At 66.8% G+C, this 21726-nt stretch carries 16 protein-coding genes and 1 riboswitch; of the genes, 4 read left to right on the forward strand and 12 right to left on the reverse strand.

The genetic code is table 11. The features are described from left to right. On the forward strand, nt 1–1101 hold a 1101-nt coding region (locus AC6H42_RS27940; RefSeq protein ID WP_497549447.1), incomplete at its 5' end, for a TonB-dependent siderophore receptor. A 12-nt stretch (nt 1102–1113) separates the two neighbouring features. Then, nucleotides 1114–2301, forward strand: coding sequence for an acetyltransferase domain-containing protein (locus AC6H42_RS27945; RefSeq protein WP_497549448.1), 1188 nt, complete (start codon nt 1114–1116; stop codon nt 2299–2301). A gap of 12 nt (nt 2302–2313) precedes the next feature. Here AC6H42_RS27945 and AC6H42_RS27950 read toward each other — a convergent pair whose 3' ends face one another. The 6 genes from AC6H42_RS27950 to hemC form a co-directional block, all read right to left on the reverse strand. Further along, nucleotides 2314–2649 carry a DUF5335 domain-containing protein gene (locus AC6H42_RS27950; RefSeq protein WP_229418189.1) on the reverse strand — a complete coding sequence of 112 codons (336 nt, stop codon included), beginning with the start codon at nt 2647–2649 and terminating at the stop codon, nt 2314–2316. A 149-nt stretch (nt 2650–2798) separates the two neighbouring features. Continuing rightward, nucleotides 2799–3341 (reverse strand): inorganic diphosphatase, encoded by a 543-nt coding sequence (gene ppa / locus AC6H42_RS27955; RefSeq protein WP_057155712.1) that lies wholly within the window; start codon nt 3339–3341, stop codon nt 2799–2801. A 149-nt stretch (nt 3342–3490) separates the two neighbouring features. Next, nucleotides 3491–4687 carry a heme biosynthesis protein HemY gene (locus AC6H42_RS27960; protein ID WP_057155713.1) on the reverse strand — a complete coding sequence of 399 codons (1197 nt, stop codon included), beginning with the start codon at nt 4685–4687 and terminating at the stop codon, nt 3491–3493. 3 nt (nt 4688–4690) lie between these two features. Beyond that, a complete protein-coding gene (locus AC6H42_RS27965; protein WP_057155714.1) occupies nt 4691–5890 on the reverse strand; it encodes a uroporphyrinogen-III C-methyltransferase in 1200 nt (399 codons plus the stop codon). Continuing rightward, nucleotides 5887–6660 carry a uroporphyrinogen-III synthase gene (locus AC6H42_RS27970; protein ID WP_497549449.1) on the reverse strand — a complete coding sequence of 258 codons (774 nt, stop codon included), beginning with the start codon at nt 6658–6660 and terminating at the stop codon, nt 5887–5889. The genes AC6H42_RS27965 and AC6H42_RS27970 overlap by 4 nt, the downstream gene beginning before the upstream one ends. 22 nt (nt 6661–6682) lie before the next feature. Beyond that, nucleotides 6683–7705: a hydroxymethylbilane synthase gene (hemC, locus tag AC6H42_RS27975; RefSeq protein ID WP_497549458.1), complete on the reverse strand. Its 1023-nt coding sequence runs from the start codon at nt 7703–7705 to the stop codon at nt 6683–6685. 167 nt (nt 7706–7872) lie between these two features. On the opposite strand from hemC, the gene ppc reads away from it, so the two are divergent. After that, entirely contained in the window at nt 7873–10719 is a 2847-nt protein-coding gene (gene ppc / locus AC6H42_RS27980) for a phosphoenolpyruvate carboxylase (RefSeq protein WP_497549450.1), read from the forward strand. Nucleotides 10720–10813: 94 nt separating this feature from the next. Here the strand turns inward: ppc and AC6H42_RS27985 are convergent, their stop codons facing one another. After that, nucleotides 10814–12607 (reverse strand): S8 family serine peptidase, encoded by a 1794-nt coding sequence (locus tag AC6H42_RS27985; RefSeq protein ID WP_057155717.1) that lies wholly within the window; start codon nt 12605–12607, stop codon nt 10814–10816. 109 nt (nt 12608–12716) lie between these two features. After that, nucleotides 12717–12803, reverse strand: a riboswitch (cyclic di-GMP riboswitch). A 181-nt stretch (nt 12804–12984) separates the two neighbouring features. Further along, nucleotides 12985–14760, reverse strand: a complete 1776-nt coding sequence (locus tag AC6H42_RS27990; RefSeq protein WP_497549451.1) for a S8 family serine peptidase — start codon at nt 14758–14760, stop codon at nt 12985–12987. A gap of 437 nt (nt 14761–15197) precedes the next feature. Between AC6H42_RS27990 and AC6H42_RS27995 the strand changes: the two genes are divergently transcribed. Further along, the gene (locus tag AC6H42_RS27995) at nt 15198–15998 is read left to right on the forward strand and encodes an XDD4 family exosortase-dependent surface protein (RefSeq protein ID WP_162249900.1); all 801 of its coding nucleotides are present in this window, start codon (nt 15198–15200) and stop codon (nt 15996–15998) included. 31 nt (nt 15999–16029) lie between these two features. Here AC6H42_RS27995 and AC6H42_RS28000 read toward each other — a convergent pair whose 3' ends face one another. The 4 genes from AC6H42_RS28000 to AC6H42_RS28015 all read right to left on the reverse strand — a co-directional run bounded on the left by AC6H42_RS28000 (nt 16030) and on the right by AC6H42_RS28015 (nt 21722). Continuing rightward, the gene (locus tag AC6H42_RS28000) at nt 16030–16971 is read right to left on the reverse strand and encodes a hypothetical protein (RefSeq protein WP_497549452.1); all 942 of its coding nucleotides are present in this window, start codon (nt 16969–16971) and stop codon (nt 16030–16032) included. A gap of 91 nt (nt 16972–17062) precedes the next feature. After that, nucleotides 17063–18346, reverse strand: a complete 1284-nt coding sequence (locus AC6H42_RS28005; RefSeq protein ID WP_497549453.1) for a c-type cytochrome — start codon at nt 18344–18346, stop codon at nt 17063–17065. Continuing rightward, nucleotides 18343–18894, reverse strand: a complete 552-nt coding sequence (locus AC6H42_RS28010) for a (2Fe-2S)-binding protein (RefSeq protein WP_057155722.1) — start codon at nt 18892–18894, stop codon at nt 18343–18345. Before AC6H42_RS28010 ends, AC6H42_RS28005 begins: the two co-directional genes overlap by 4 nt. After that, nucleotides 18891–21722: a xanthine dehydrogenase family protein molybdopterin-binding subunit gene (locus AC6H42_RS28015; RefSeq protein WP_057155723.1), complete on the reverse strand. Its 2832-nt coding sequence runs from the start codon at nt 21720–21722 to the stop codon at nt 18891–18893. The genes AC6H42_RS28010 and AC6H42_RS28015 overlap by 4 nt, the downstream gene beginning before the upstream one ends. Between the last annotated feature and the right edge of the window lie 4 nt (nt 21723–21726).

Genomic DNA, 21726 nt, shown 5'->3' on the forward strand with positions numbered 1-21726 from the left:
TACCGCGAGTTCTCGGCCACCGACGGTTCGGCGCGCGCCGAACTGCTGGGCCGCGTCGGCACCGGCGCGGTGGTCCACAACCTGCTGTTCGGCGTGGACGGCTACCGCTTCGACGACGAACGCCTGCAGCTGCGCCGCAATCCGACCGCCGCCCATCCCTATGCCATCGACATCTACGCGCCGGTGTACGGCGGCGTGGCCGACCCGCTCACGCTGTCCATCGACACCGTGGAGCACCAGCGCGCGCACGCTGTCTACCTGCAGGACCAGCTCTGGCTGGGCGCGCAGTGGAAGGCGCTGCTGGGCGTGCGGCGCGACAGCTACCGCCAGCGAGTGATCAACCGCCGCACGGCGGCCAGCAATGGGCAGGCCTTGAGTGCCACCAGCCCGCGCGTGGGACTGGTGTACCAGCCGGCGGCGGCGCTTTCGCTGTACGCCAGCGCGGCCAAGGGGTTCCGGCCCAACAGCGGCATCAGCATCGCCAACCAGGCCTTCCCTGCCGAGGAAAGCCGCTCCTTCGAACTTGGCGCGAAAACCGATGCGCGGGACGGCCGCCTCAGCGCCACCCTGGCGTTATACCGCATCGACAAAAAGAATGTGCTGACCACCAACCCGCTCAACACGGACTTCGCCCTCCCGGCCGGCGAAGTGGCGAGCAAGGGCGTGGAACTGGATGTGTCGGGAGAACTGGCGGCCGGCCTGCGGCTGTCCGGCGCCTATGCCTACACCGACGCCAGCGTGACCCAGGGCGACACCAGCATCCGCACCGGCAGCAGCCTGCCCAATGTGGCGCGCCACAGCGGCAACCTGCTGCTGACGCGGACCTTCCGCGCTGGCGGCGGGGACGCCGTCACCGTGGGCGCAGGCCTGAACTACGTGGGCGAGCGGCTCGGTGACGTGGCGGTATCGGGCAGCTTCCGGCTGCCTGCCTACGCCACGGCGCGCCTGCTGGCAGCCTACGCGCCCACGCCCAGGCTGCGCCTGGCGCTCAACCTGGACAATCTGTTCGACCGCGCCTACTACGCCAGCGCCTACAGCCAGCTGTGGGTGGCGCCCGGCGCCGAACGCACCATTACCGCTACGCTGTCCTACCGTTTTTAAAGCTGAACTGAAATGAACCAGGCAATAACCGGCGGCCGCGTCGCCACAATCGACATCCTGCGCGGCATCGTCATGCTGCTGATGACGGTGGACCATGTCCGCGAAACCTTTTATCTGCAGCACCAGGTGGGCGATCCAATGGACCTTGCCGCCACCCCGCCCGCGCTGTTTTTCACGCGCCTGGCGGCCCATTTCTGCGCGCCGCTGTTCGTATTCCTCACCGGCCTGGCGGCCTGGCTGTACGCGCATCCGCCTGGCGGCCAGCGCAGCGCCACCGGCTTCCTGCTCAAGCGCGGCGCATTGCTGCTGTTCCTGGAACTGGTGGTGGTCAATTTCGCCTGGTCCGGCCAGTGGCCGGGTCCGGTGCTCTACCTGCAGGTGATCTGGGCCATCGGCTTGTCCATGATAGCGCTGGCCTTCCTGCACCGCCTGCCGCTGCCCTGGCTGGCGGCGCTGGGCGCGCTGATCGTGGCGGGCCACAACGCGCTGCCCACGCTGGCGCAGCTGGCGGCGTGCTTCGGCGCCGGCTTCGAGCCGGGCGGCGCGGGCGCCATGCTGTGGACCGTGCTGGAACAGCGCGGCTACCTGGTCAACGAAGGGCCGGTCAGGGTGCGCGTCAGCTACCCGCTGCTGGCATGGATAGGCGTGATCCTGCTGGGCTACGCGGCCGGACCGCTGTACAGCCGCGCCACGGCGCCGCAGCGGCGCACGCGCTTCCTGCTGGGCGGCGGCGCGGCGGCGCTGGCAGCGATGCTGGTACTGCGCAGCGTCAACATGTATGGGGAGGCACTGCCGTGGGCACCCGGCGCGGACACACTGCACAGCGCCATGTCCTTCCTGAATTTCACCAAGTACCCGCCTTCGCTCGATTTCCTGCTGTTGACGCTGGGCGCCGGCTTGCTGGTCCTGGCACTGCTGGAACGGCCTGTGCGGCATGCGGCGTGGCGCCGCGCCTGCGCCATGCTCGCCGTGGTCGGCGGCGCCCCGCTGTTCTACTACTTGCTGCACCTGTATGCGCTGCTGGCCCTGCAGCGGGGGGCGGCGGCCATGCAGGGGGCGGGCGGCGGCCGCTATGAGTTCAGCGCCGTATGGCAGCTGTGGCTCGCCAGCACGCTGCTGGCGGCCTTGCTCTACCTGCCCACGCGCTGGTTCGGCTGGTGCAAGCGCACCAGCGGTATTGCCTGGCTCAAATACTTCTAAGCGGCGCCGCGCTCACGGCGCCGGCAGCGGCAAGGGCTCGCGCAGCTTGACGATATGGCGCACATTGTCGCTGTCGATCACCTCCATGCTGGCCAGCCGGCCCAGTTCGACATCGACAAACAGGGTCTGCGGCCTGCGGATCAGGTGGCCCAGGCCTTCAACGGCAATCGACAGCGCGTCGCTCTTGGGATCGTAGCTGATGCCCAGCAGCGGCACCCACTCCGCCTCCACCTGGCTCCCGATGGCCATCGCTTCCACGTCGATTTCAGCGCTCATGCCCTCCAGCTGCCGGGCCACGCCGTCGAAGTAGGCCTGCCAGCCGCGCTTTTCAATGCGTGACATGGTCATGGTATTTCCCTCCTTTGCATGGTTGCTCGCACACAGGTAGACCACCGCGAGCGCGGAAAATTCCGCGCCGGCGCCGAAGAATAAAAAAAAAAGCACCCGGCCTCGCGGCACGGGTGCTTCTTTGCATGTTTTTAGCTGCGGAGCGGCAATCAGCCTTCCGGGTTTTCCTTCTTGTAGTTGGCCACGCCGTTCAGGATCTCCTGCTTGGCCTCTTCCGGACCGTACCAGCCCTGCACCTTGACCCACTTGCCTGGCTCCAGGTCTTTGTAATGCTCGAAAAAGTGCTGGATCTGCTGCAGGCGCAGGTCTTGCAGGTCTTCCGGCTTCTGCCAGTGCTTGTAGATAGGCAGCACCTTGTCGACCGGCACGGCCAGCACTTTGGCGTCTTCACCGGCTTCATCGCTCATTTTCAGCACGCCGATGGCGCGGCAACGCACCACCACGCCCGGGATCAGCGGGAACGGGGTGATGACCAGCACGTCGCACGGGTCGCCGTCGTCGGACAGGGTGTTCGGCACGTAGCCGTAGTTGCACGGGTAGTGCATCGCCGTGCCCATGAAGCGGTCCACGAAGATGGCGCCCGATTCCTTGTCCACTTCGTACTTGATCGGATCGGCGTTCATAGGGATTTCGATAATCACGTTGAAGTCGTTCGGCACGTCGCGGCCGGACGATACTTTATTCAGGCTCATATTTTCCTCGTTTGCTATGCTGGGGGATTGCTTTTGGAAAGTCTAACCGCGTAATTATAGCGAAGTGGACAGCACTTGTGCGCCGCAGCAGGACCCGGCGCAGAAAAAAGCCCGTCGCGGAGACGGGCTTGGCCTGGTTGGCGCCACTGTTACAGGATGGTGGCCAGCGCGCACTGGCGGTAATGGCTGGCCGCTTCCTCGGGCTGCTGCAGCGCCTCGTGCAACTGCGCCAGCTTCAGGTGCGATTCGCGCACCATGCGCGAGTCTTCCGCGTCCGACAGGGCCTGCTCCAGGTAACGCTGGGCCTTGCCCCACAGTTTCTGCTTCAGGCACAGCGAACCCAGGGTCAGCGCCAGCTCGGCGTCGGTGGGGCGCTCCTGCATCCAGCGCTCGCAGTGCTCGATCTGGGCCAGCAGCGCCGGCGTACCGGCCGGGGCCGCCGCTTCGCGGTAGGCGCGCACCACGCGCTCGTCCCAGTTGGCGGCCAGCGCTTCCTCGGCCACCACGCGCGCCGCGTCGTGCAGGCCGCGCGCGTTCATGGCGGCGGCGGCGCGGCAGGCCACGTAGGGCTTCAGGCGGTCCGCGGTCGGAATGGTGGACCAGACCCGCTGCACCGATTCGGCGTCGTGCGATTTGTCCGACAGCAGGTCGTCGTAGGCCAGTTCACGCAGGCGCGCCGACAGCGCCGGGTGCAGTGCCTTGTGCTTGTCCAGCGAACGTACCAGGCGCAGCACTTCCGGCCAGTTCTTGGCCTGCTGCTGGGCCTTGAGCGACCATTGCAAAGCGTGGATGTGGCGCGTGCCGCTGGCGTTCAGCTCGCGCACCGCTTCCAGCGCCGCTTCCGGCTGGTGGTCGTCCACCAGCAGTTCGGTCATGGTCATCAGGCGCGCGGTTTTCAGCGCGTTGTCGCCGGCGGTCTGGGCCAGCCAGTTGTCGCGGCGGTGGTTCTGGCGCATGCGGTGCGCGGCGCGGGCGCCGATCAGCGCGGCCACGCCGGCGTTCTCAGGCAGTTCGGAAGCGCGCAACGCCGCCTTTTCGGCGTGGCCGAAGCGCCCTTCGAACAGCGCCTTGAGCGCGTCGCGCAGGCCCTTGTTGCCGTCGCGTTCACGCTTGCGCTGGCGGTAGGCCGCCACGCGGTGCGGCATCTGCATGGTGCTGCGCAGCGCGCCGATCACCAGGTACAGCAGCGCGAACAGCGCCAGCATCAGCACCACGAACAGGTTCAGGGACAGGTCGATGCGGTGCGGCGGATAGAACAGCACCACATTGCCCGGATTGAAGCGCGCCGTCACGGCAACGCCGATGGCCAGCGCCATCAGTGCGAGTAACCAGAGGAAGAAACGCATGGCTTAAGGCTTCGCTTTGTAGTTGCGCACAGCGTTCAGGCTGTCGGCCAGCGTCGGCATTTCGATCGCCAGGTTGCTGCCTTGCACCTGGCGCAGCAATGCCTGCACGGTCTGGGTGGTCTTGGCGCGGGTGTCGAAGTACTTGTTGAGCGCTTCCTGGGCGGCGATGAGGTCGCTGCGGAAGGCCGTCTCGTTGCGCGACAACAGCGCCATGCGGGCGTTCAGCAGGCGCAGCTTCAGGTTCTCGCGCAGGAAGTAAGCCTGGCTCGGCGAGAGCATCAGCGCGTCCGGCGTGTCCACGCTGCGCACGCGGATCAGCTGGCGCACGTCGGTCCACATTTCGCTGCTCCAGCTGTTCCACACGTCCTGGGCCTGGTGCAGCCACGGGCTGCCCTCTTCCACCGGCGCGCTGGCGGCAGCCTTGCCGCCCTTGGCGGCGGCCGGCTTGGCGGCGGCGCGGCTTTTCTTGTCCGGCGCGGCCGGCAGGGTCGGTTTTTCATCGGCCAGCATCGGCAGCGTGTCCACCTGTGCCATCACGTTGTCCAGGCGCAGCGCCAGGCCGACCGAGTCCACGCTCGGCAAGGCCTTCAGCTTGTCGAGATCCTTGGCGATGGCGCGGCGGATGGTGATGAATTGCGGCTTGTCCGAGCGCGACAGGCTGCGGTCGGCGTTTTGCAGCGCGATCAGCGCGCCCGGCACGTTGCCGGCCAGCTGCAGCTGCTGGCTGGCGGTCGACAGCACTTGCTCGATCTCGGCCAGCGCCCATTCGTCGCGGTTCTTGGACAGGTCCTGGTACAGCTGCTCGAGCGCCAGTTGCTGGCTCTGGGCCTCGGTCTGGCGGCTCTCCAGCAGGCCGACCTTGATCTGCAGTTCCTTGGCCGTTTCCTGCACCGCGCGCGCCAGCGTGCCCGTTTCGGTGTTGACCTGGTCGCCCTTCTGCAGGCGGCGCGCCATTTCCTCGCGCAGGTTGCGCATCTGGTTGTGCGACGACCAGGTTTGCGCGGCCAGCAGGATGCCCAGCACGATGACGGCGATGGTCAGCGGGCGTTGCAGGCTGCCGGTCACGCTGGGCGCGCCGGCAGCTGGGGATGGGGAAGCGGCGCCGGCGGCCGGGCTGGCAGTCAGCAGGGCCGGCTGCTCCGCTGCGCGGCCGGGCTGCGCTGCGGGGTCGGCGGGGTCTGGTTTCGTAGGCAAATCGTTCATGGACGTGATTGTAACGCGGCCAGCAGGCGTTCGTCGCCTGATCCTGTCTGCGTGATGCGGTGGAAGCCCAGCCCGTTTGCCGTTTGGGCAATCCGGGCGTGGGGGACAATTAAATGCTGTTGTTGCAACTTTACAACAGCCTCGGCGCCGTCCGGCAGCTGCCCTGCCAGCTGCAGCAAACCGCGCAGCGCCTCCGAACTGGTGATGACCCAGTCGGCCGGGCGCGCCAGCAGGCGCGCCAGCGTGGCGCCCAGCGCCGGCGTGAGCGCCGGCGTGCTGCGGCGGTAGGCTGCCACCACGGTGACGTCGGCGCCGGCGGCGCGGAAGGCGTCGCCCATCAGCTCGCGCCCGCTCTCGCCGCGCACAATCAGCACGCGGGCGCCGCGCAGCGCGTTCAGGTCCAGCGCCTGCAGCAGGTGTTCGGTGTCGGCGTGGGCCGGGTTGGCCGGGCTGGCGATGTGGGCGTTGGCCTCGGTCACGCCGTGCGCGGCCAGCGCGGCGCGGCTGCCCTCGCCGACCACGGCCGCGGTCACGCCGGCCGGCCAGGCCGGGATGTGGGCGAACGCGGCGTCGATGGCGTTGGGCGACACGAAAGCCACCAGCGCGTAGCTGGACAGCTGCGCCAGCGTGGCCTGCAGCTGGCTGCTGTCGGCCAGCGGTGCGATCTCCAGCAGCGGCAGCACTTCCACCGGACGGCCGAGCGCAGCCACGCGCGCGGCCAGCGGCTGCGCCTGTGCCAGGGGACGGGTGATGATGACGGTGGCGGGCATCCTGGGCTGGCGGGGCCGCGCGTCAGACGCCGGAACGGCCGCCGGTGGGCTCGCCGGGCTGCGTGTGGGCGATGTCCTCGGAGCTGCCGGGCTGCGGATCGTTGCGGCGCGCCTCGGACGGCGCCGCCTGCGGGTTGGCCGCCGCGTCGGCGGCGGCGGCATCGGCCAGGCAGCTGGCCAGAATGGCGACCGCGTCCTGCCGGCGCAGCAGTTCGGCCACGTCCTGGCCCAGCTGCTCGGCGCTGGCGGCCACGCCGCGCACCTCGGCCGTGGCCATGCGCGCGCCGTCCGGCGTGGCGACCATGGCGCGCAGATGCATCTGCCCGCCGTCCACGGTGGCATAAGCGGCCAGCGGCACCTGGCAGCTGCCGCCAAACACCTTGGACACCTTGCGCTCGGCTGTCACTGCTTGCGCGGTGGCCAGGTGGTTCAACGGCGCCAGCAGGCGCATCAGGTCCAGCCCGTCGGAGCGCTCGGCAATCTCGATCGCCATCGCGCCCTGCCCCGCCGCCGGCAAACTGGTTTCCGGCTCGAGCAGCGCGCGGATGCGCTGCGGCAGGCCAAGGCGCTTCAGGCCGGCGGCGGCCAGGATGATGGCCGCGTAGTCGCCGCGGTCCAGCTTGCCCAGCCGGGTATCGAGGTTGCCGCGCAGCGGCTTGATCACCAGGTGCGGATAGCGCGCCGCGATCAGCGACTGGCGGCGCAGGCTGCTGGTGCCCACCACGGCGCCGGCCGGCAGCTGGTCCAGGGTAGCGTAATCATTGGAGACGAACGCGTCGCGCGGATCTTCGCGCTCCAGCACCGCGGCCAGCGCGAAACCCTCGGGCAGCTCCATCGGCACGTCCTTCAGCGAATGCACGGCCAGGTCGGCCCGGCCCTCGGCCATCGCCACTTCCAGCTCTTTCACGAACAGGCCTTTGCCGCCGACCTTGGACAGGGTGCGGTCCAGGATCTGGTCGCCGCGCGTGGTCATGCCCAGAATTTCTACGCTACACTGCGGGTACAGGGCCGACAGCCGCGCGCGCACATGCTCCGCCTGCCACATGGCAAGGCGGCTTTCGCGCGAAGCGATCACCAGTCGGGTAGGAAGCTCTTGAGCCAAATCGGAAGTATTCAAAGCCTGTTCTTTCGCTAGCGTGCATGATGACAAATTCTTAGAACCAAATTTTATCATGCGCGCCCCATTCGAGAATCATGCATAGGGCATATACCATGGTTGCAAGCAATACAGCAGCATCAGTAGCAGACGCCGGCGCCGACAAGGACGCGCCCCTGAAGGAAGACATCCGCCTGCTCGGCCGCCTGTTGGGCGACGTGCTGCGCGCGCAGGAGGGCGAGGACGTGTACGCGGTGGTGGAAACCATCCGCCAGACCGCCGTGCGCTTCCGCCGCGAAGCCGACGCCGGCGCGGCCAAGGAACTGGACGGCATGCTGAAAATCCTCACGCGCGAGCAGACCATCACCGTGGTGCGCGCGTTTTCCTATTTCTCCCACCTGGCCAACATCGCCGAGGACCAGCACCACATCCGCCGCCGCCGCGCCCACCTGCTGGCGGGTTCGAAGCCGCAGCAAGGCAGCGTGAGCTATGCGCTGTGCAAGCTGGCCGGCGCCGGTGTCGGCCAGGACACCGTCACCGGCTTCTTCCAGCAGGCGCTGATTTCGCCGGTGCTGACGGCCCATCCCACCGAGGTGCAGCGCAAATCCATCCTGGACGCCGAGCACGACATCGCGCGCCTGCTGGCCGAGCGCGACACGCCGCTCACGCCCAAGGAAAGCGCGGCCAACCTGCACCTGCTGCGCTCGCGCGTGGCCACCTTGTGGCAGACCCGCATGCTGCGCTACACCAAGCTGACCGTGGCCGACGAGATCGAGAACGCGCTGTCCTACTACCGCATCACCTTCCTGCGCGAACTGCCCGGGCTGTACGACGACATCGAGGCCGACATCGCCGCCCAGTACCGGCCGGCCGGCGCCGGCAGCGCGGACGGCGAACCGGCGCCGTGCGCCATCGCCGCGCCCTATGTGCAGATGGGCAGCTGGATCGGCGGCGACCGCGACGGCAATCCCAACGTCAACGCCGCCACCGCGCGCCACGCGCTGGCGCGCCAGGCCACCACCATCCTCGATTTCTACCTGGACGAGGCGCACACGCTGGGCGCCGAGCTGTCGGTGTCGACGCTGATGGTCAAATGCACGCCGGCGCTGCAGCTGCTGGCCGACTCCTCCACCGACACTTCCGAACACCGCAGCGACGAGCCGTACCGGCGCGCGCTGATCGGCATCTACGCGCGCCTGGCCAGCACCGCCCGCGCGCTGGGCGCGGCCAATATCCTGCGCAAGGAAGTGGGCCACGCCGAGCCGTACGAGCACGCCGCCGCCTTCGCCGCCGACCTGCAGATCCTGATCGATTCGCTGAACGCCAACCACGGCGCCATGCTGGTGCATCCGCGCCTGTCCACACTCAAGCGCGCGGCCGATATCTTCGGCTTCCACCTGGCCTCGCTGGACATGCGCCAGAGTTCGGACGTGCACGAGCGCGTGCTGGCCGAGCTGTTCGCCAAGGCCGGCGCGGCGCCGGACTATGCGGCCATGGACGAAGAGGCCAAGGTGGCACTGCTGCTGGCCGAACTGGCCCAGCCACGGCTGCTGTATTCGCCCTACATCGCGTACTCGGCCGAAACCGGCTCCGAACTGGCCGTGCTGGGCGCGGCGCGCGAGATCCGCCAGCGCTATGGCGCGCGCGCCATCCGCAACTACATCATTTCGCACACGGAAACCGTGTCCGACCTGCTGGAAGTGCTGGTGCTGCAGCAGGAAACCGGCCTGCTGCGCACGGTGGACGGCAACGGCACGGCCGACCTGATGGTGGTGCCGCTGTTTGAAACCATTCCCGACCTGCAGCGCGCGGCCGGCATCATGGAACGCCTGATGGCGCTGCCGATGGTGCGCCAGCTGATCGACGCGCAAGGCGGGCTGCAGGAAGTCATGCTGGGCTATTCCGATTCCAACAAGGATGGCGGCTTCCTCACCTCGAACTGGGAACTGTACAAGGCCGAGCTGGGCCTGGTGGACGTGTTCGCCAGGGCCGGCGTCAAGCTGCGCCTGTTCCACGGCCGGGGCGGCACCGTCGGCCGGGGCGGCGGCCCCAGCTACGAGGCCATCCTGGCGCAACCCAAGGGCACCGTGAACGGCCAGATCCGCCTGACCGAGCAAGGCGAAATCATCGCCTCCAAATTCTCCAACGCGGACATCGGACGGCGCAACCTGGAGCTGCTGGTGGCCGCCACGCTGGAGGCCAGCCTGATGCCGCCGGCGGCGGACGACGCCCAGCGCAAGCAACTGGCCGGCTTCGAGGCGGTGATGGCGGAGATCTCCGGGCGCGCCTACCAGGCTTACCGCAACCTGGTGTACGAGACGCCCGGCTTTACCGACTACTTCTTCTCAGCCACGCCGATTGCCGAGATCGCCGAGCTGAACCTCGGTTCGCGGCCCGCCTCGCGCAAATCCACCCGCCGCATCGAGGACCTGCGCGCCATTCCCTGGGGCTTTTCCTGGGGCCAGTGCCGTTTGCTGCTGCCCGGCTGGTACGGCTTCGGCAGCGCCATCGGCTCGTGGATCGCGGATGGCGACGAAGCCGAACGGGTGCAGCAGCTGCGCGCCATGTTCCAGCACTGGCCTTTCTTCGCCACGCTGCTGTCGAACATGGACATGGTGCTGGCCAAGACCGACCTGGCGATCGCCTCGCGCTATTCGCTGCTGGTGCAGGACGCCGAGCTGCGCGAGCGCATCTTCAAGCGCATCACCGGCGAACACGCGGCCACGCTGGCCTGCCTCGAACGCATCACCGGCGCCGGCGAACGGCTGGCCGGCAATCCGCTGCTGGCGCGCTCGATCCAGAACCGCTTCGCCTACCTGGATCCGCTGAACCACTTGCAAGTGGAGCTGATCAAGCGCCACCGCTCGGTGGCGCACGAACCGGGCAAGGTGGACGAGCGCGTGCACCGCGGCATCCACCTGTCGATCAACGGCGTGGCGGCCGGCTTGCGCAACACCGGCTGACCCGGCCTGCTCCGGCTCCGCCATGAAAAAAGCGCCGCCCACTGGGCGGCGCTTTTATTTGCGCTTTTAATTGCGCTTGCGGTCGGCGGCCGGATTAGCGGGTCACTTGCACGGTGGCGGTGGAAGTATTGCCGGCGGCGTCGGTGGCGCGGGTCTGCACGGTGTGGGTGCCAACCGCTTCCTTCTTGGTGTTCCAGCTGTACGACAGGCTGCTGCCGGAACCGGAAGCTTTCAGGCTGCCGTCGATGTACAGGCTCAGGCGGATGCCGGCGGCGCCGCTGTTGTCGGAGGCGTTCACGGTGACGTTGACGTTGCCGTTGACGCGGCCGGCAACCGGGTTGGTCAGCACCACCACCGGTGCGACGGTGTCCGGAGCAGCCGGCGGCAGGGCGTTGGCGACGTTGACGGCCACGGCGCTCGAGTTGCCGCGGTTGCCGGCGGCGTCATACGCCACGGCCACCAGGTTGTTCATGCCGTTGGCCACGCCGGTGCTGTCCCAGCTGAACACGTACGGAGCGGCATCGGCCGAGGCCACCACGGCGCCGTTCACTTGCAGGTCCACGCGGGCCACGCCGGTGTTGTCGCTGGCGTTGACGCTGACGGTGGCAGCGCCGCTGACGGTGCTGCTGCCCAGCGGGGCGGCGATGGCCACGCTCGGGGCCTGGGTATCCGGTGCCGTCGGCGCGGCCAGCGCGGCCGTCATGGCGGCGGCGGCGTTGACGCGGCCGTAGCCGTACAGGTTGTCGCGGCCGGCGGCGCCCAGGTCCTTGGCGGTGTTGAACAGAATGGTTTCAACCTGGGCTGGGCTCAGGTCCGGACGGGCCGACATCAGCAGGGCAGCGGCGGCAGCGGCCACCGGGGCGGCGAAGGAGGTGCCGTTCCAGGTCTGGTACAGGCCGCCCTTGCTGGTGGTCCAGATGCCCGAGCCGGGCGCGGCCAGGCTGACGAAGTTGCCATAGCTGGACCAGCTGGCCTTGGTGTCGCTGCCGTCGGTGGCCGACACCACGATCATGGTGCTGGTCGGGGCCAGGCCTTCGTCCTTGCCGTTGTTGCCGGCCGAGACGAACACCAGGCCGCCCTTGCTGCGCATGTATTGCGCTGCGCTCTGGACGGCGGCGCTGCCAGCCACGCCGCCGTAGCTGACGTTGGCGATGCGGGCGCCGTGATCGGCGGCATAGGTCAGGCCGCTGGCCACGGTGCTGTAATAGGCGTAGCAGCCGTAGGTCGGATCCAGGTAGGCGATACGCACCGGCATGATGCGGGCCTGGCCGGCTACGCCAGCCACGCCGACGCCATTGTCGCTGCGGGCCGCGGCCGAACCGGCCACTGCGGTGCCGTGACCGCAGACGTCCGACGTATCAGTGTTGTTGCCGTACACGTTGTAGCCGGCAACCAGGTTGGCTTGCAGGTCGGGGTGGGCGCCGTCCACGCCGGAGTCCAGGATGGCGATGGTGACGCCGGCGCCCTTGGCGCTGTCCCAGGCGGCGGCGGCGCCGATATTGTTGAGGTGCCATTCGCCGCCGGCGTACGGGTCGTTGACCACGTAGCTGCTCTTCACGCGGCGGTCCAGTTCGACGAACTTGAACTCGGGACGGTTTTTCAGCTGGGCCACGACGGCCTTCTCGGAAGCGTTGGCCGGCAGTTCGACGATATGGGTGCTGCCCTGGCCGATCTTGCGGGCCTTGCCGCCGTGGGCCTTGAGCAGTTTGTCGAACTCGCCGGCGGTGAGGCCGGCGCGCGGCTCAACCAGGATGCGGCCACGGGCATAGTCGCCGTCGCTATCGCTTGCCGCACGAACTTGCGGCGCCACGGCGGCGGCCATGCCGGCAAAAGCCAGGATCAGGGCACGTGGCTGGAACACTGCGGAGATGGCGGTAATCGATTTCATGGCTGGTTTCCTGTAATTGAATTTTTTCAAAGACAGGACTGCGCAACCATGCGGAGACACGGCCTGGCGACCCGGAGGGCGCAAGGGGACGGCGTACTACTCCACATTGCCTGGCAGTCCTGCCGTCATGGGGTATGAACCCTTTAGACCGATGACTTTGCGTCCCCCGCTTTCGCGGGGTTTGCCTTTTTCAGACTTCGAGACGAATAATAAACCAAAAGTTTATGTGCGGCAATTGAATATCCGCACGGGAACTTTCGGATTGATAGGCTACGTTAATTAAGATGTGATAATAATTGCCATTGTAATTTCCTTGAATAAACAGGTGTAATGATTTTAGAAATCTTTAAATTCAAAATTTAAATAGTGATGAATTACTACTTGCTTACCTGGACCGTGGCCGACGAAGTATTTCCAGCAGCATCGCGCGCCACGCTTTGCACAGTATGGTAACCGCCAGCAATCTTCCGCGTATTCCAGTTATAAGACAGGCTGGCGCCCTTGCCGCTGGCCTTCAGCACGCCATCAATATACAAGGCAAGGCTGATACCGGCCGCCCCGGCATTATCCGAAGCATTCACCGCCACATTCACATTACCGCTGACATTGCCGGCCGTGGGATTAACGATGGCAACCACCGGCCGGGTGGTATCGGCGGGAACCAGTGCCGTGGTGTTGGCAACATTCACCTGCACCGTACCGGACGTGCCGGCATTCCCCGCCGCGTCATAGGCGACCGCCACCAGGCTGGCAATGCCGTTGACCGCGCCGGTGCTGTTCCAGCTGAAGGCGTACGGTGCGGTGCTATCGCTGGCCACCACGGTGCCGTTCACCTTCAGGTCGACCCTGGCCACGCCCACATTGTCGCTGGCGTTGACGCTGACGGCGACCGTCCCGCTGACGCTGGCGCCGCCCAGCGGGGCGGCGATGCCGGCTGCCGGAGCCTGGGTGTCGGCAGCCTGCACGCTGCCCACCGCGGCCTGCACGGCGGCGGCGGCGTTCACGCGGCCATAGCCGAAGACGGCGTCGCGGCCGGCGGCGCCCAGATCGACCGCCGTGCTTTGGAGCAGACTCTGCACTTTAGCGCCGTCCAGCGCCGGGTTGGCCGCCATCATCAGCGCGGCGACGGAAGCGGCAACCGGACTGGCGAAGGAGGTGCCGTTCCAGGCCTGGTAGCCGCCGCCCTTGTTGGTGGTCCAGATGCCGGCGCCCGGCGCGGACAGCGTCACGAAGCTGCCGTAGCTGGACCACGAAGGGCGGACATCGCTGCCGTCGGTGGCCGACACGACGATCATGGTGCTGGTGGGCGGCGTGCTTTCGCTGATGCCGTTGTTGCCTGCGGACACAAACACCAGCCCGCCCTTGCTCTTCATATACTGCGCCGCGCTCTGCACGGCGGCGCTGCCGGACACGCCGCCATAGCTGACGTTGGCGATCCGCGCGCCGTGGTCGGCGGCATAGGTCAGGCCGCTGGCGACCGTGCTGTAGTAGGCGTAGCAGCCGTATGACGGGTCCAGATAGGCGACCCGCACCGGCATGATGCGCGCCTGCCCCGCCACCCCTGCCACGCCGGCGGCGTTGCCGGTGCGGGCAGCGGCAGCGCCCGCCACGGCGGTGCCGTGCCCGCATACGTCCGAAATATCGCTGTTGCCGCCATAGATATTCGTGCCAGGCACCAGATTGGGCTGCAAGTCGGGATGGCTGGCGTCCACGCCGGAATCGAGGATGGCGATGACGACGCCGGCGCCCTGGGTCTTATCCCATGCGGTGGCGGCCCCGATCTTGCTGAGATGCCATTCGCTGCCCGCATACGGATCGTTGGCCGCGTAAGTGCTTTTCACGCGCCGGTCCAGTTCAACGAATTTGAGCTCGGGGCGGTGCTTGAGCTGGGCCAGCACCGCCTTGGCCGATGCCGTCGGCGGCAATTCCACCACATGCAGCGCGCTTTGGCCCAGCTTGCGGTGCTTGCCGCCATGACCTTTGAGCAGCAGTTGCAGAGCCTGCTCGCTCAAGCCGGCCACCGGTTCGATCAGCAGGCGTCCCGGCGCGTAATCGTCATCCTGCCCCTGGGCATGTGCAGACAGTGGGAGAAGCGCGGCAACTGCCAGCGCGGAAGTAATATTAATTAATTTGAATGAATAACTGAATTGCATCTGTTAGGCCTGTCATCTGAACTGTCAACAGGACTGTCCCACGCCGCGACGCTAAACAGCCCTCTCCTCTTGGGCTTGTCGCCGCACAAGTTGAATCTAAATCAACGTCACTTTCAACTTGGAAGCCGCATGGTAGATGAGTTTTCCTATAGGCACAATTGAATACCTTTGAAAATCCGCTCTATTCGATAGCGGGAATAAATCACGATAAATCTACATGGAAATTAATAATAACTTCCTGGAATAACAATTACCTCATATCACTAAATATTCCAAAAAAGTTGAATAAATGACTGTCGGTGGCTTTTACACAAATTGCGGAATCAGCGAGGATGATTTTTGGTATTTCATATCAATTCAATAGCTTACACTTCCTGGCACAATTGATGCATAGGACAAATACAGCTGGTGGCGTATTACAATCAAAGGGGGATTCCATGAAAAAGTACTTATTACCACTTGCGCTGGCGATGGCAGCGTCGCTGAATGCCAGCGCCGCGCCGATTCTGTTCCAGGGTAGCGGCGTGACGAGCGGAGGTGTGGCCGTCAGTGCCAGCGCAAGCTTCGACCTGGTCGGCAACAACCTGACCATCGTGCTGACGAATACGTCCGGCGCCAACGCACTGGCCGACGTCCCGGGCAGCACTCTTTCCGGGCTGTTCTGGAATTTCACCGGCGCGCCGGTCTTGACCACGGTCTCTGCCATGCTGACGGCAGGCTCCTCTATACTGGGCACTTGCTCGGAAGTGAACTGCGCCGGGGTAACCGATGTGAGCGGGGAATTCGGCTACAAGGCAGGCTCCGGGCCCAGCGGACAGAATCAGGGGATCGCCAGTTCGGGTTACATCTCCAACCCGGGTGGCAATATCGGCAACTTCAATAACGGCGCGGCAGGCACCAATCTGGACGACCCCGCCTCGCTGGACGGCATCAATTTCGGCATCATTTCCAGCCTCGCCGACTTCAATCCCAACGGCGGCCTGGAAGACGTGCCGGTCATTTCCAACTCGGTGACCTTCATGCTGACCGGCGTTGCCGGGCTGACGAACGCGGATATCACTGGCGTGCGCTTCCAGTACGGGACCAACTTTAACGAGCTCAGCATACCCGGGGACGGCGGCGGCGGCGGCAATGGTGGCGGTGGCGGCGGCAACTCCGTGCCGGAACCAGGCAGCCTGGCGCTGCTGGGCATAGGACTGCTGGGATTGGCAGCCAGCGCGCGGCGCCGCTGGCGCTGAATGGCCGGGCCGCTTGCCGGCCCAGGCCGCATCAAAAGGTGGGAATGGGGTTGGCTCCGCTGGCCAGCTTGTAAGCCTTGCCGTCGTATACGTAGCGCGCACTGCCGCCGATGCGCTTGGTGGTGCGCACCACGTTGTCCTCGTCGGCGTCCGCGTCAGCGGCCGCCAGGCTGGCCGGGGTGGCCACGCGCTGCTCGCCGTCGAAGTCCATCGCCAGCGCTCCGTAGCGGGCGCCAGCGGCTGGCTGCAATATCCTCCACCTGGCCCGCACATCCCAGCATTCGGCCACGCGGCCGCCGCAAGCGCCTTCGGTGTCGGCCAGCACTTGCGCCTCCTCGCCCATCAAGTCGCGCGGCTGCGGGTCGCTGACATCGATCAGCGCCAGGAACAGCGACGTGTAGCCCTGCCATGTGCCCCCGTGCTCGGCCGCCAGGCCGACCTTGCCCGGCGCCAGCGCAACCCAGCTCAGCGTACCGACATTGCCGAACGAGCCCAGTGCTGCGACATTCTCGTGGCGCCGCAGCACGCGCCAGGCACCCTGCTCCTGCTTCAGCAAGAAAAAGCTGAGCAGGCCCGGGGTGGCGTGCGCGGTCTGCGCCTCGCCGGCTTCGTTGCAAGCCTCGCCGTTAAACACCAGCACGGTTTCACCGCCCGGCAGCACGGTGGAGGCGACACGCGACAGCAGGTACAACCCTTGCGAACCGGGCTGGTCGGGATCATTCAGCGTGGCCACCACGCCACCGTCCTTGGCCGTGGCATAGTCGCCGAACAAGGCCTTGAGTAGCGGCGCGGCGTCCACCCCAGCCATCGCCAAGTCTGGCGACACCCGGACGGCGGGCCCGGATGCGGCAGGCGCAGCTACCGTAGCCGCCGCCGTAGCGGTCGCGGCAACGGCAGCGGGTGCCTCCTGCCGCGCGCAGCCGGCCAGCGCACCCGCCGACAGCACGGCGCCCAGGATCAGTTTATTCAGCATGTCTTTTCCAGCAAAAAAGACAATGATACTATTGATAACAATTCCATAGGGCACGATTGCCAGCGGCGTTCGCCGCGCTTGCCGGATACCGCTAGTGCCCGCCGCCCGCGCCCTCGGCCCGCACGGCCTTTACCTGCGCCTCCGTCACTTTGGCGGCGCCGCCCCAGCTGGCGCGCATGTAATTGGACAGGTCCGCCACTTCCTTGTCGGACAGCTTGCCGGCAAAGCCTGGCATCTCCTGCATGCTCTCCTTCTCGCCAAAATGCTGGGCCCGGATGCCGTCCAGCGTGACCGCGATCAGGTTGTGCGCGTCGGCGCTGCGCACCGAACTGTTGCCTTTCATCGCCACCGCCGCGTGCGGCTTGCCGCCGCCGTCCAGGCCGTGGCAACCGGCGCACACCGCGAGGTAGGTGCGGCGCCCGGCATCGATGTCGGCGCCAGCCGGGTTCGCCACTTTCAGCGGCTGCGGCGCCAGCGGCTTGTCGCCCATCAGATAGGTCGTCATGGCCTTGAGATCGGCCGGCAGCATGTACTGCGTGCTCAGGTGCACCACCTCAAACATTTCGCCGGTGGCCGAACCTTGCGGCGCCACGCCCGTGGTGAGCAGGGAGGCCAGGTCCACTTCGGTCCAGCCCATGGCCGACAGGCCGGCCGGCGTGATGTCGGGCGCGCCGATGCGGGCCATGCGGTTGCCGGTCAACGTGCGCGACAGGTCCATCTGCCCCAGCGCACCGCGCGGCGTATGGCATTCCGCGCAGTGGCCCAGCGTGTTGGACAGGTAGCGACCACGCTGCCATTCGGCCGACTTGCCCACCGACGCGTCGGTCAGCTGGTCTTCCAGGAACAGCATGTTCCAGAAGCGCACGCCGAAACGCAGGTTATAGGGGAACTTCAGCTCCGGTTCCCTGTTCGCCACCCGGGCCGGCTTCACCTGCATGAAGTAGGCATACATGGCGTCGCTGTCGGCGCGTGTCAGCGATCGGTAGGAGGTGTAGGGCATGGCCGGATACAGGTGCTTGTCGGGCGTGACGCCGTCGCGCAGTGCGGCGTAGAACTCGTCCGCGCTCCAGCTGCCGATGCCGTGCTCCTTGTCCGGCGTGATGTTGGTGCCGTAGAAAGTGCCGAATGGCGACTTCAGCTCCACCCCGCCTGCCCACGGCGCGCCAGCCGCCGCGGTGTGGCAGGCCGCGCAGTCGGCCAGCTTGGCCAGGTAGCGGCCGCGTTCCACCATGTCCTTGTTGTTGGCCGTGGGCGGCGTCGCGCCGCTGCCACCGCTGCCGCAGCCAGCCAGCGATGCCAGCGCAGCGGCCGCAGCAACAGCGGCGGCCGCCCTGGCCGCGCCCGCCCAGGCGCGCGGGAAGAAGGCGCGCATCATGCCCCCTCCTTTACCAGGCCCGGCGTGCCGAGCACCACGTCCTTTACCGCCTCGAAGTAGCGCACATAGCCGGTGCAGCGGCAGATATGGTTTTCCAGCGCGCTGCTGATGGTGCGTTCGACATCGGCCCTGGCTACCGGTTCGCGCTTGAGGCGCTCCAGCAGCACGGTGGCGGCGTTGACGAAACCGGGGGTACAGTAGCCGCACTGGAAGCTGAAGTGCTCCAGGAACTTCTGCTGGATGGCCGACATGCCGGCCAGCTCGCCCTTCTCGTTCTTCTGCCCGATGCCTTCCACCGTGCGCACCTTCTTGCCTTCGAAGTAATGCGCGCCGGTGATGCAGGAGCGTACTTCCTCGCTGCTGCCATCCGGCTTGTCCAGGATCACCACGCAGGCGTGGCACACGCCCTGCCCGCAGCCCAGGCGCGAGCCGGTCAGGTTCAGGTATTCATGCAGGAAATCGACCATCATGATGCCTTCGGGCACCGGCACCGGGCCGACGGTCTTGCCGTTCAAATGCAGGGTAATGGGTTTGGTGACGATGCTCATGCCAGCACCTCCTTGATACGTTGCGGGGTTACCGGCAGTTTGGTGAATCGGTGGCCGATGGCGTGCGCGATGCCGTTGACGATGGCGCCCACCACGGGAATCATCACCACCTCGGCGATGCCCTTGGGCGTATCGGTCTCCGACACGGGCGGCAGCACTTCGGCGGTTTGCGTCCACACCGCCACGTCCGAGGCGCGCGGCAGGTGGTAGCGGTTAAAGTTCCAGGTGCCGTTGCCGGGGCCGTCCTCGTACAGCGGCAGGTATTCGTGCAGCGCGTGGCCGATGCCCATGGCCAGCCCACCCTGCAGCTGGCCGGACACCAGCTGCGGCGACAGCATATTGCCGCACTCCATGATGGAGTGATGGCCCAGCAGCTCCACCTTGCCGCTGCCCTCGTGCACCGCCAGCTCCACCAGCGTGCCCACGCAGCTGTAGTAAGTGACCATGGCGCCGTTGCGCTGGGTGGCCGGCATGTAGACCTTCCTGCGGTCCAGCACGCGGTAGCCACCCGGCGTGCCAGCCTTGTCGGTTTTGCCATCCTTGCCGCTGCCGTAGCGCAGCGACAGGCCATCCACCGGCAGGCGCACCGTGGCGGCGCCGCTTCCGGGTATCTCCCAGTCCGCCTCGCTCCACTGCCAGCGGTTGAACACGTGTACCGCCGCCCCCGTCACCAGGCCCAGTTCGTGCGCCTGCTTGACGATGGCCTCGAACGGCAGCGCTTCCAGCCCGCCGGCCGACAGCTTGCCGTCCACCCAGCGCGCATCCTCCACCCGCACCACCAGCGACGCTGCTTGGCCGCCCGCCACGCCCTGGCTCCAGATCGCCATGGCGGCCGGCCACAGGCCGTGCATGAACACCACCCGCGCCGCTTCGCGCGTGCTGTGGGTGTAGTAGTAGGCCGAGTTGGTGGCACTGGCCGGCGAGCAGTAGGTGGGCGACCAGCGCGGATTGGCCGCCAGCTTGTCCTGCTCGGCCTGGCTCATGAGGTAGGGGTCGCCCGTGGCCACCATGGGCAGGTCGGCCCAGTCCGTCACTGCGGTGAGGATCTCGTCGGCCGGGCGGCACAGCCACTTGGCGCACGCCACCGCCTGCGAGGTGGACATGCCGGTGCCGATCTCGGTACCGCTGTGCCACAGGCGGATCTTGCCATCCGCCTCGATCTCCACCCGCGCCAGCGAGCTTTCCGCGCCGGTGCCGAAGTCCTTCTGCGTGCAGGCAAAGCCCACGCCGTAGCGCTTGCCCGGATGGGCCGCGTCGTATTCGGCCTTGCGCTTGGCGCGGCCGGTCCACATGGGATGGACCTGCGCCTTGCGCAGCACCTCGTCCACGCGGATGGCGCCGGCCGGAATGGCGCCCTGCGAATTTTTCATGCCCGAACGCAGCGCGTTGCGCAGGCGGAATTCGATCGGGTCCAGCTTCAGCTGTTCGGCGAACTCGTCCACCATCATCTCGGTGGCCGCCATGCTCTGCAAGGTGCCATAGCCGCGCGCCGAACCGGCGTCCACCGCGCGCGTGGCCAGCGCCACCGCCGCGAAGTCGTTCTTCGGGAAGTAATAGATCGATTGCGCCGCCGTGGCCGCCACCATCACCACCGACGGCGAGAAATTGGCGCGGCCGCCGCCATTGCCTTCGAAGGTGCCGGCGAAGGACTGCATCATGCCGGTCTGGCGGTCCACCGCCATGCGGTACTTCATGTCGAAGGCGTGGCGCTTGATCGAGGTCTGGAACTGCTCGTAGCGGTCGTTGGCCAGCCGCACCGGCTTGCCGTTGCCGTACAGCGCGCACACCAGCCCGTAGAACGGGAAGTTGTAATGGTCCTTCGAGCCGTAGCCCACCGTATAGCACGGGTGGACGAACAGCGCCTTGAGCGGGAAGCTCGCCTTCTTCATCATCTCCAGCGTGCTGTCGATGACTTCCTGCGGCCCCTGGCTGGCCACCACCATGTGCAGCTCCTGTCTGGCAGCGTCGTACCAGCAGTTGGCGTTGTCCGGCTCCAGCGCGGCGGTGTCCACCGACTGGGTCTGGTAGTCGCGCTCCAGCACCAGCCAGTCGGCCGGCGGGCTGTCCAGCTCGGCCTTGATCTGGTTGGCGTAAAACATGCCCTGCTCGCCCAGCTTGCCGTGCTCGATGCCGTCCGGCCATACCGGCTGCTGCTTGCGCATCATGCTGGGGAACACCGGCGCCTGGCCCAGGCTGGAGAATTTGTCGTCGTCGTGCGAGGTGGCGCCGCCCACGCGCACGAAGCGGAACGTGGCCCAGGGGTCGCGCACCATCGGCGCCACCGGCTCGCCGTAGCGCAGCACGGACTCCTGGAACTGCAGCTTGTCCTTGGCGAAGCGGTAGCGCGCGAAATCGTCGTAGATCAGGATGGCCGCCGCGTGGCCCAGGTAGGCCGCCTGCTGGCCCTCGGGCAGCAGCATGTCGGCGCCGTAGAAGGCCGGGAACGCCACCCCGTCGCGCGCCAGGTCGGCCGCCGTGACCACGCGGTCCGGCTTCAGTTCCTCGCCCAGCAGCGACAGGTCGATGCCGGCATACAGGCGGTCGGTGCGGGTGGCGCGCAGGATGAAAGCGTGCGCTTGCTGCTGCGGCCAGTGCGGCATGTCCTGCGCGCGGATGTCGCGCGCGAACACTTTGGCGCCGGTGACCTTGGCTTTGCCGTCGATGCGGACCTTGGCCTGGCCGTTTTTCGGATCCCAGGCGACGGGCGTGAGGATCTTGTCCTCGAACAGGGCGGCAAAGGCTTTGCCCCCCAGCGGCGCGAGATACACCGCGACGCCCGCAACCATTCCCGCCTTCAGGAACTTGCGGCGCGAAAGTGCGACCTTCATGTTG

The organism is Massilia sp. NBRC 108631 (genome assembly GCF_059704565.1).

What these genes read in the sequence shown, in the direction of transcription:
- AC6H42_RS27945 (WP_497549448.1), top strand. Translation starts at nt 1,114, where the DNA reads ATGAACCAGGCAATAACCGGCGGCCGCGTCGCCACAATCGACATCCTG.
- AC6H42_RS27950 (WP_229418189.1), bottom strand. Translation starts at nt 2,649, where the DNA reads ATGACCATGTCACGCATTGAAAAGCGCGGCTGGCAGGCCTACTTCGAC.
- ppa (WP_057155712.1), bottom strand. Translation starts at nt 3,341, where the DNA reads ATGAGCCTGAATAAAGTATCGTCCGGCCGCGACGTGCCGAACGACTTC.
- AC6H42_RS27960 (WP_057155713.1), bottom strand. Translation starts at nt 4,687, where the DNA reads ATGCGTTTCTTCCTCTGGTTACTCGCACTGATGGCGCTGGCCATCGGC.
- AC6H42_RS27965 (WP_057155714.1), bottom strand. Translation starts at nt 5,890, where the DNA reads ATGAACGATTTGCCTACGAAACCAGACCCCGCCGACCCCGCAGCGCAG.
- AC6H42_RS27970 (WP_497549449.1), bottom strand. Translation starts at nt 6,660, where the DNA reads ATGCCCGCCACCGTCATCATCACCCGTCCCCTGGCACAGGCGCAGCCG.
- hemC (WP_497549458.1), bottom strand. Translation starts at nt 7,705, where the DNA reads ATGTGGCAGGCGGAGCATGTGCGCGCGCGGCTGTCGGCCCTGTACCCG.
- ppc (WP_497549450.1), top strand. Translation starts at nt 7,873, where the DNA reads ATGGTTGCAAGCAATACAGCAGCATCAGTAGCAGACGCCGGCGCCGAC.
- AC6H42_RS27985 (WP_057155717.1), bottom strand. Translation starts at nt 12,607, where the DNA reads ATGAAATCGATTACCGCCATCTCCGCAGTGTTCCAGCCACGTGCCCTG.
- AC6H42_RS27990 (WP_497549451.1), bottom strand. Translation starts at nt 14,760, where the DNA reads ATGCAATTCAGTTATTCATTCAAATTAATTAATATTACTTCCGCGCTG.
- AC6H42_RS27995 (WP_162249900.1), top strand. Translation starts at nt 15,198, where the DNA reads ATGAAAAAGTACTTATTACCACTTGCGCTGGCGATGGCAGCGTCGCTG.
- AC6H42_RS28000 (WP_497549452.1), bottom strand. Translation starts at nt 16,971, where the DNA reads ATGCTGAATAAACTGATCCTGGGCGCCGTGCTGTCGGCGGGTGCGCTG.
- AC6H42_RS28005 (WP_497549453.1), bottom strand. Translation starts at nt 18,346, where the DNA reads ATGATGCGCGCCTTCTTCCCGCGCGCCTGGGCGGGCGCGGCCAGGGCG.
- AC6H42_RS28010 (WP_057155722.1), bottom strand. Translation starts at nt 18,894, where the DNA reads ATGAGCATCGTCACCAAACCCATTACCCTGCATTTGAACGGCAAGACC.
- AC6H42_RS28015 (WP_057155723.1), bottom strand. Translation starts at nt 21,722, where the DNA reads ATGAAGGTCGCACTTTCGCGCCGCAAGTTCCTGAAGGCGGGAATGGTT.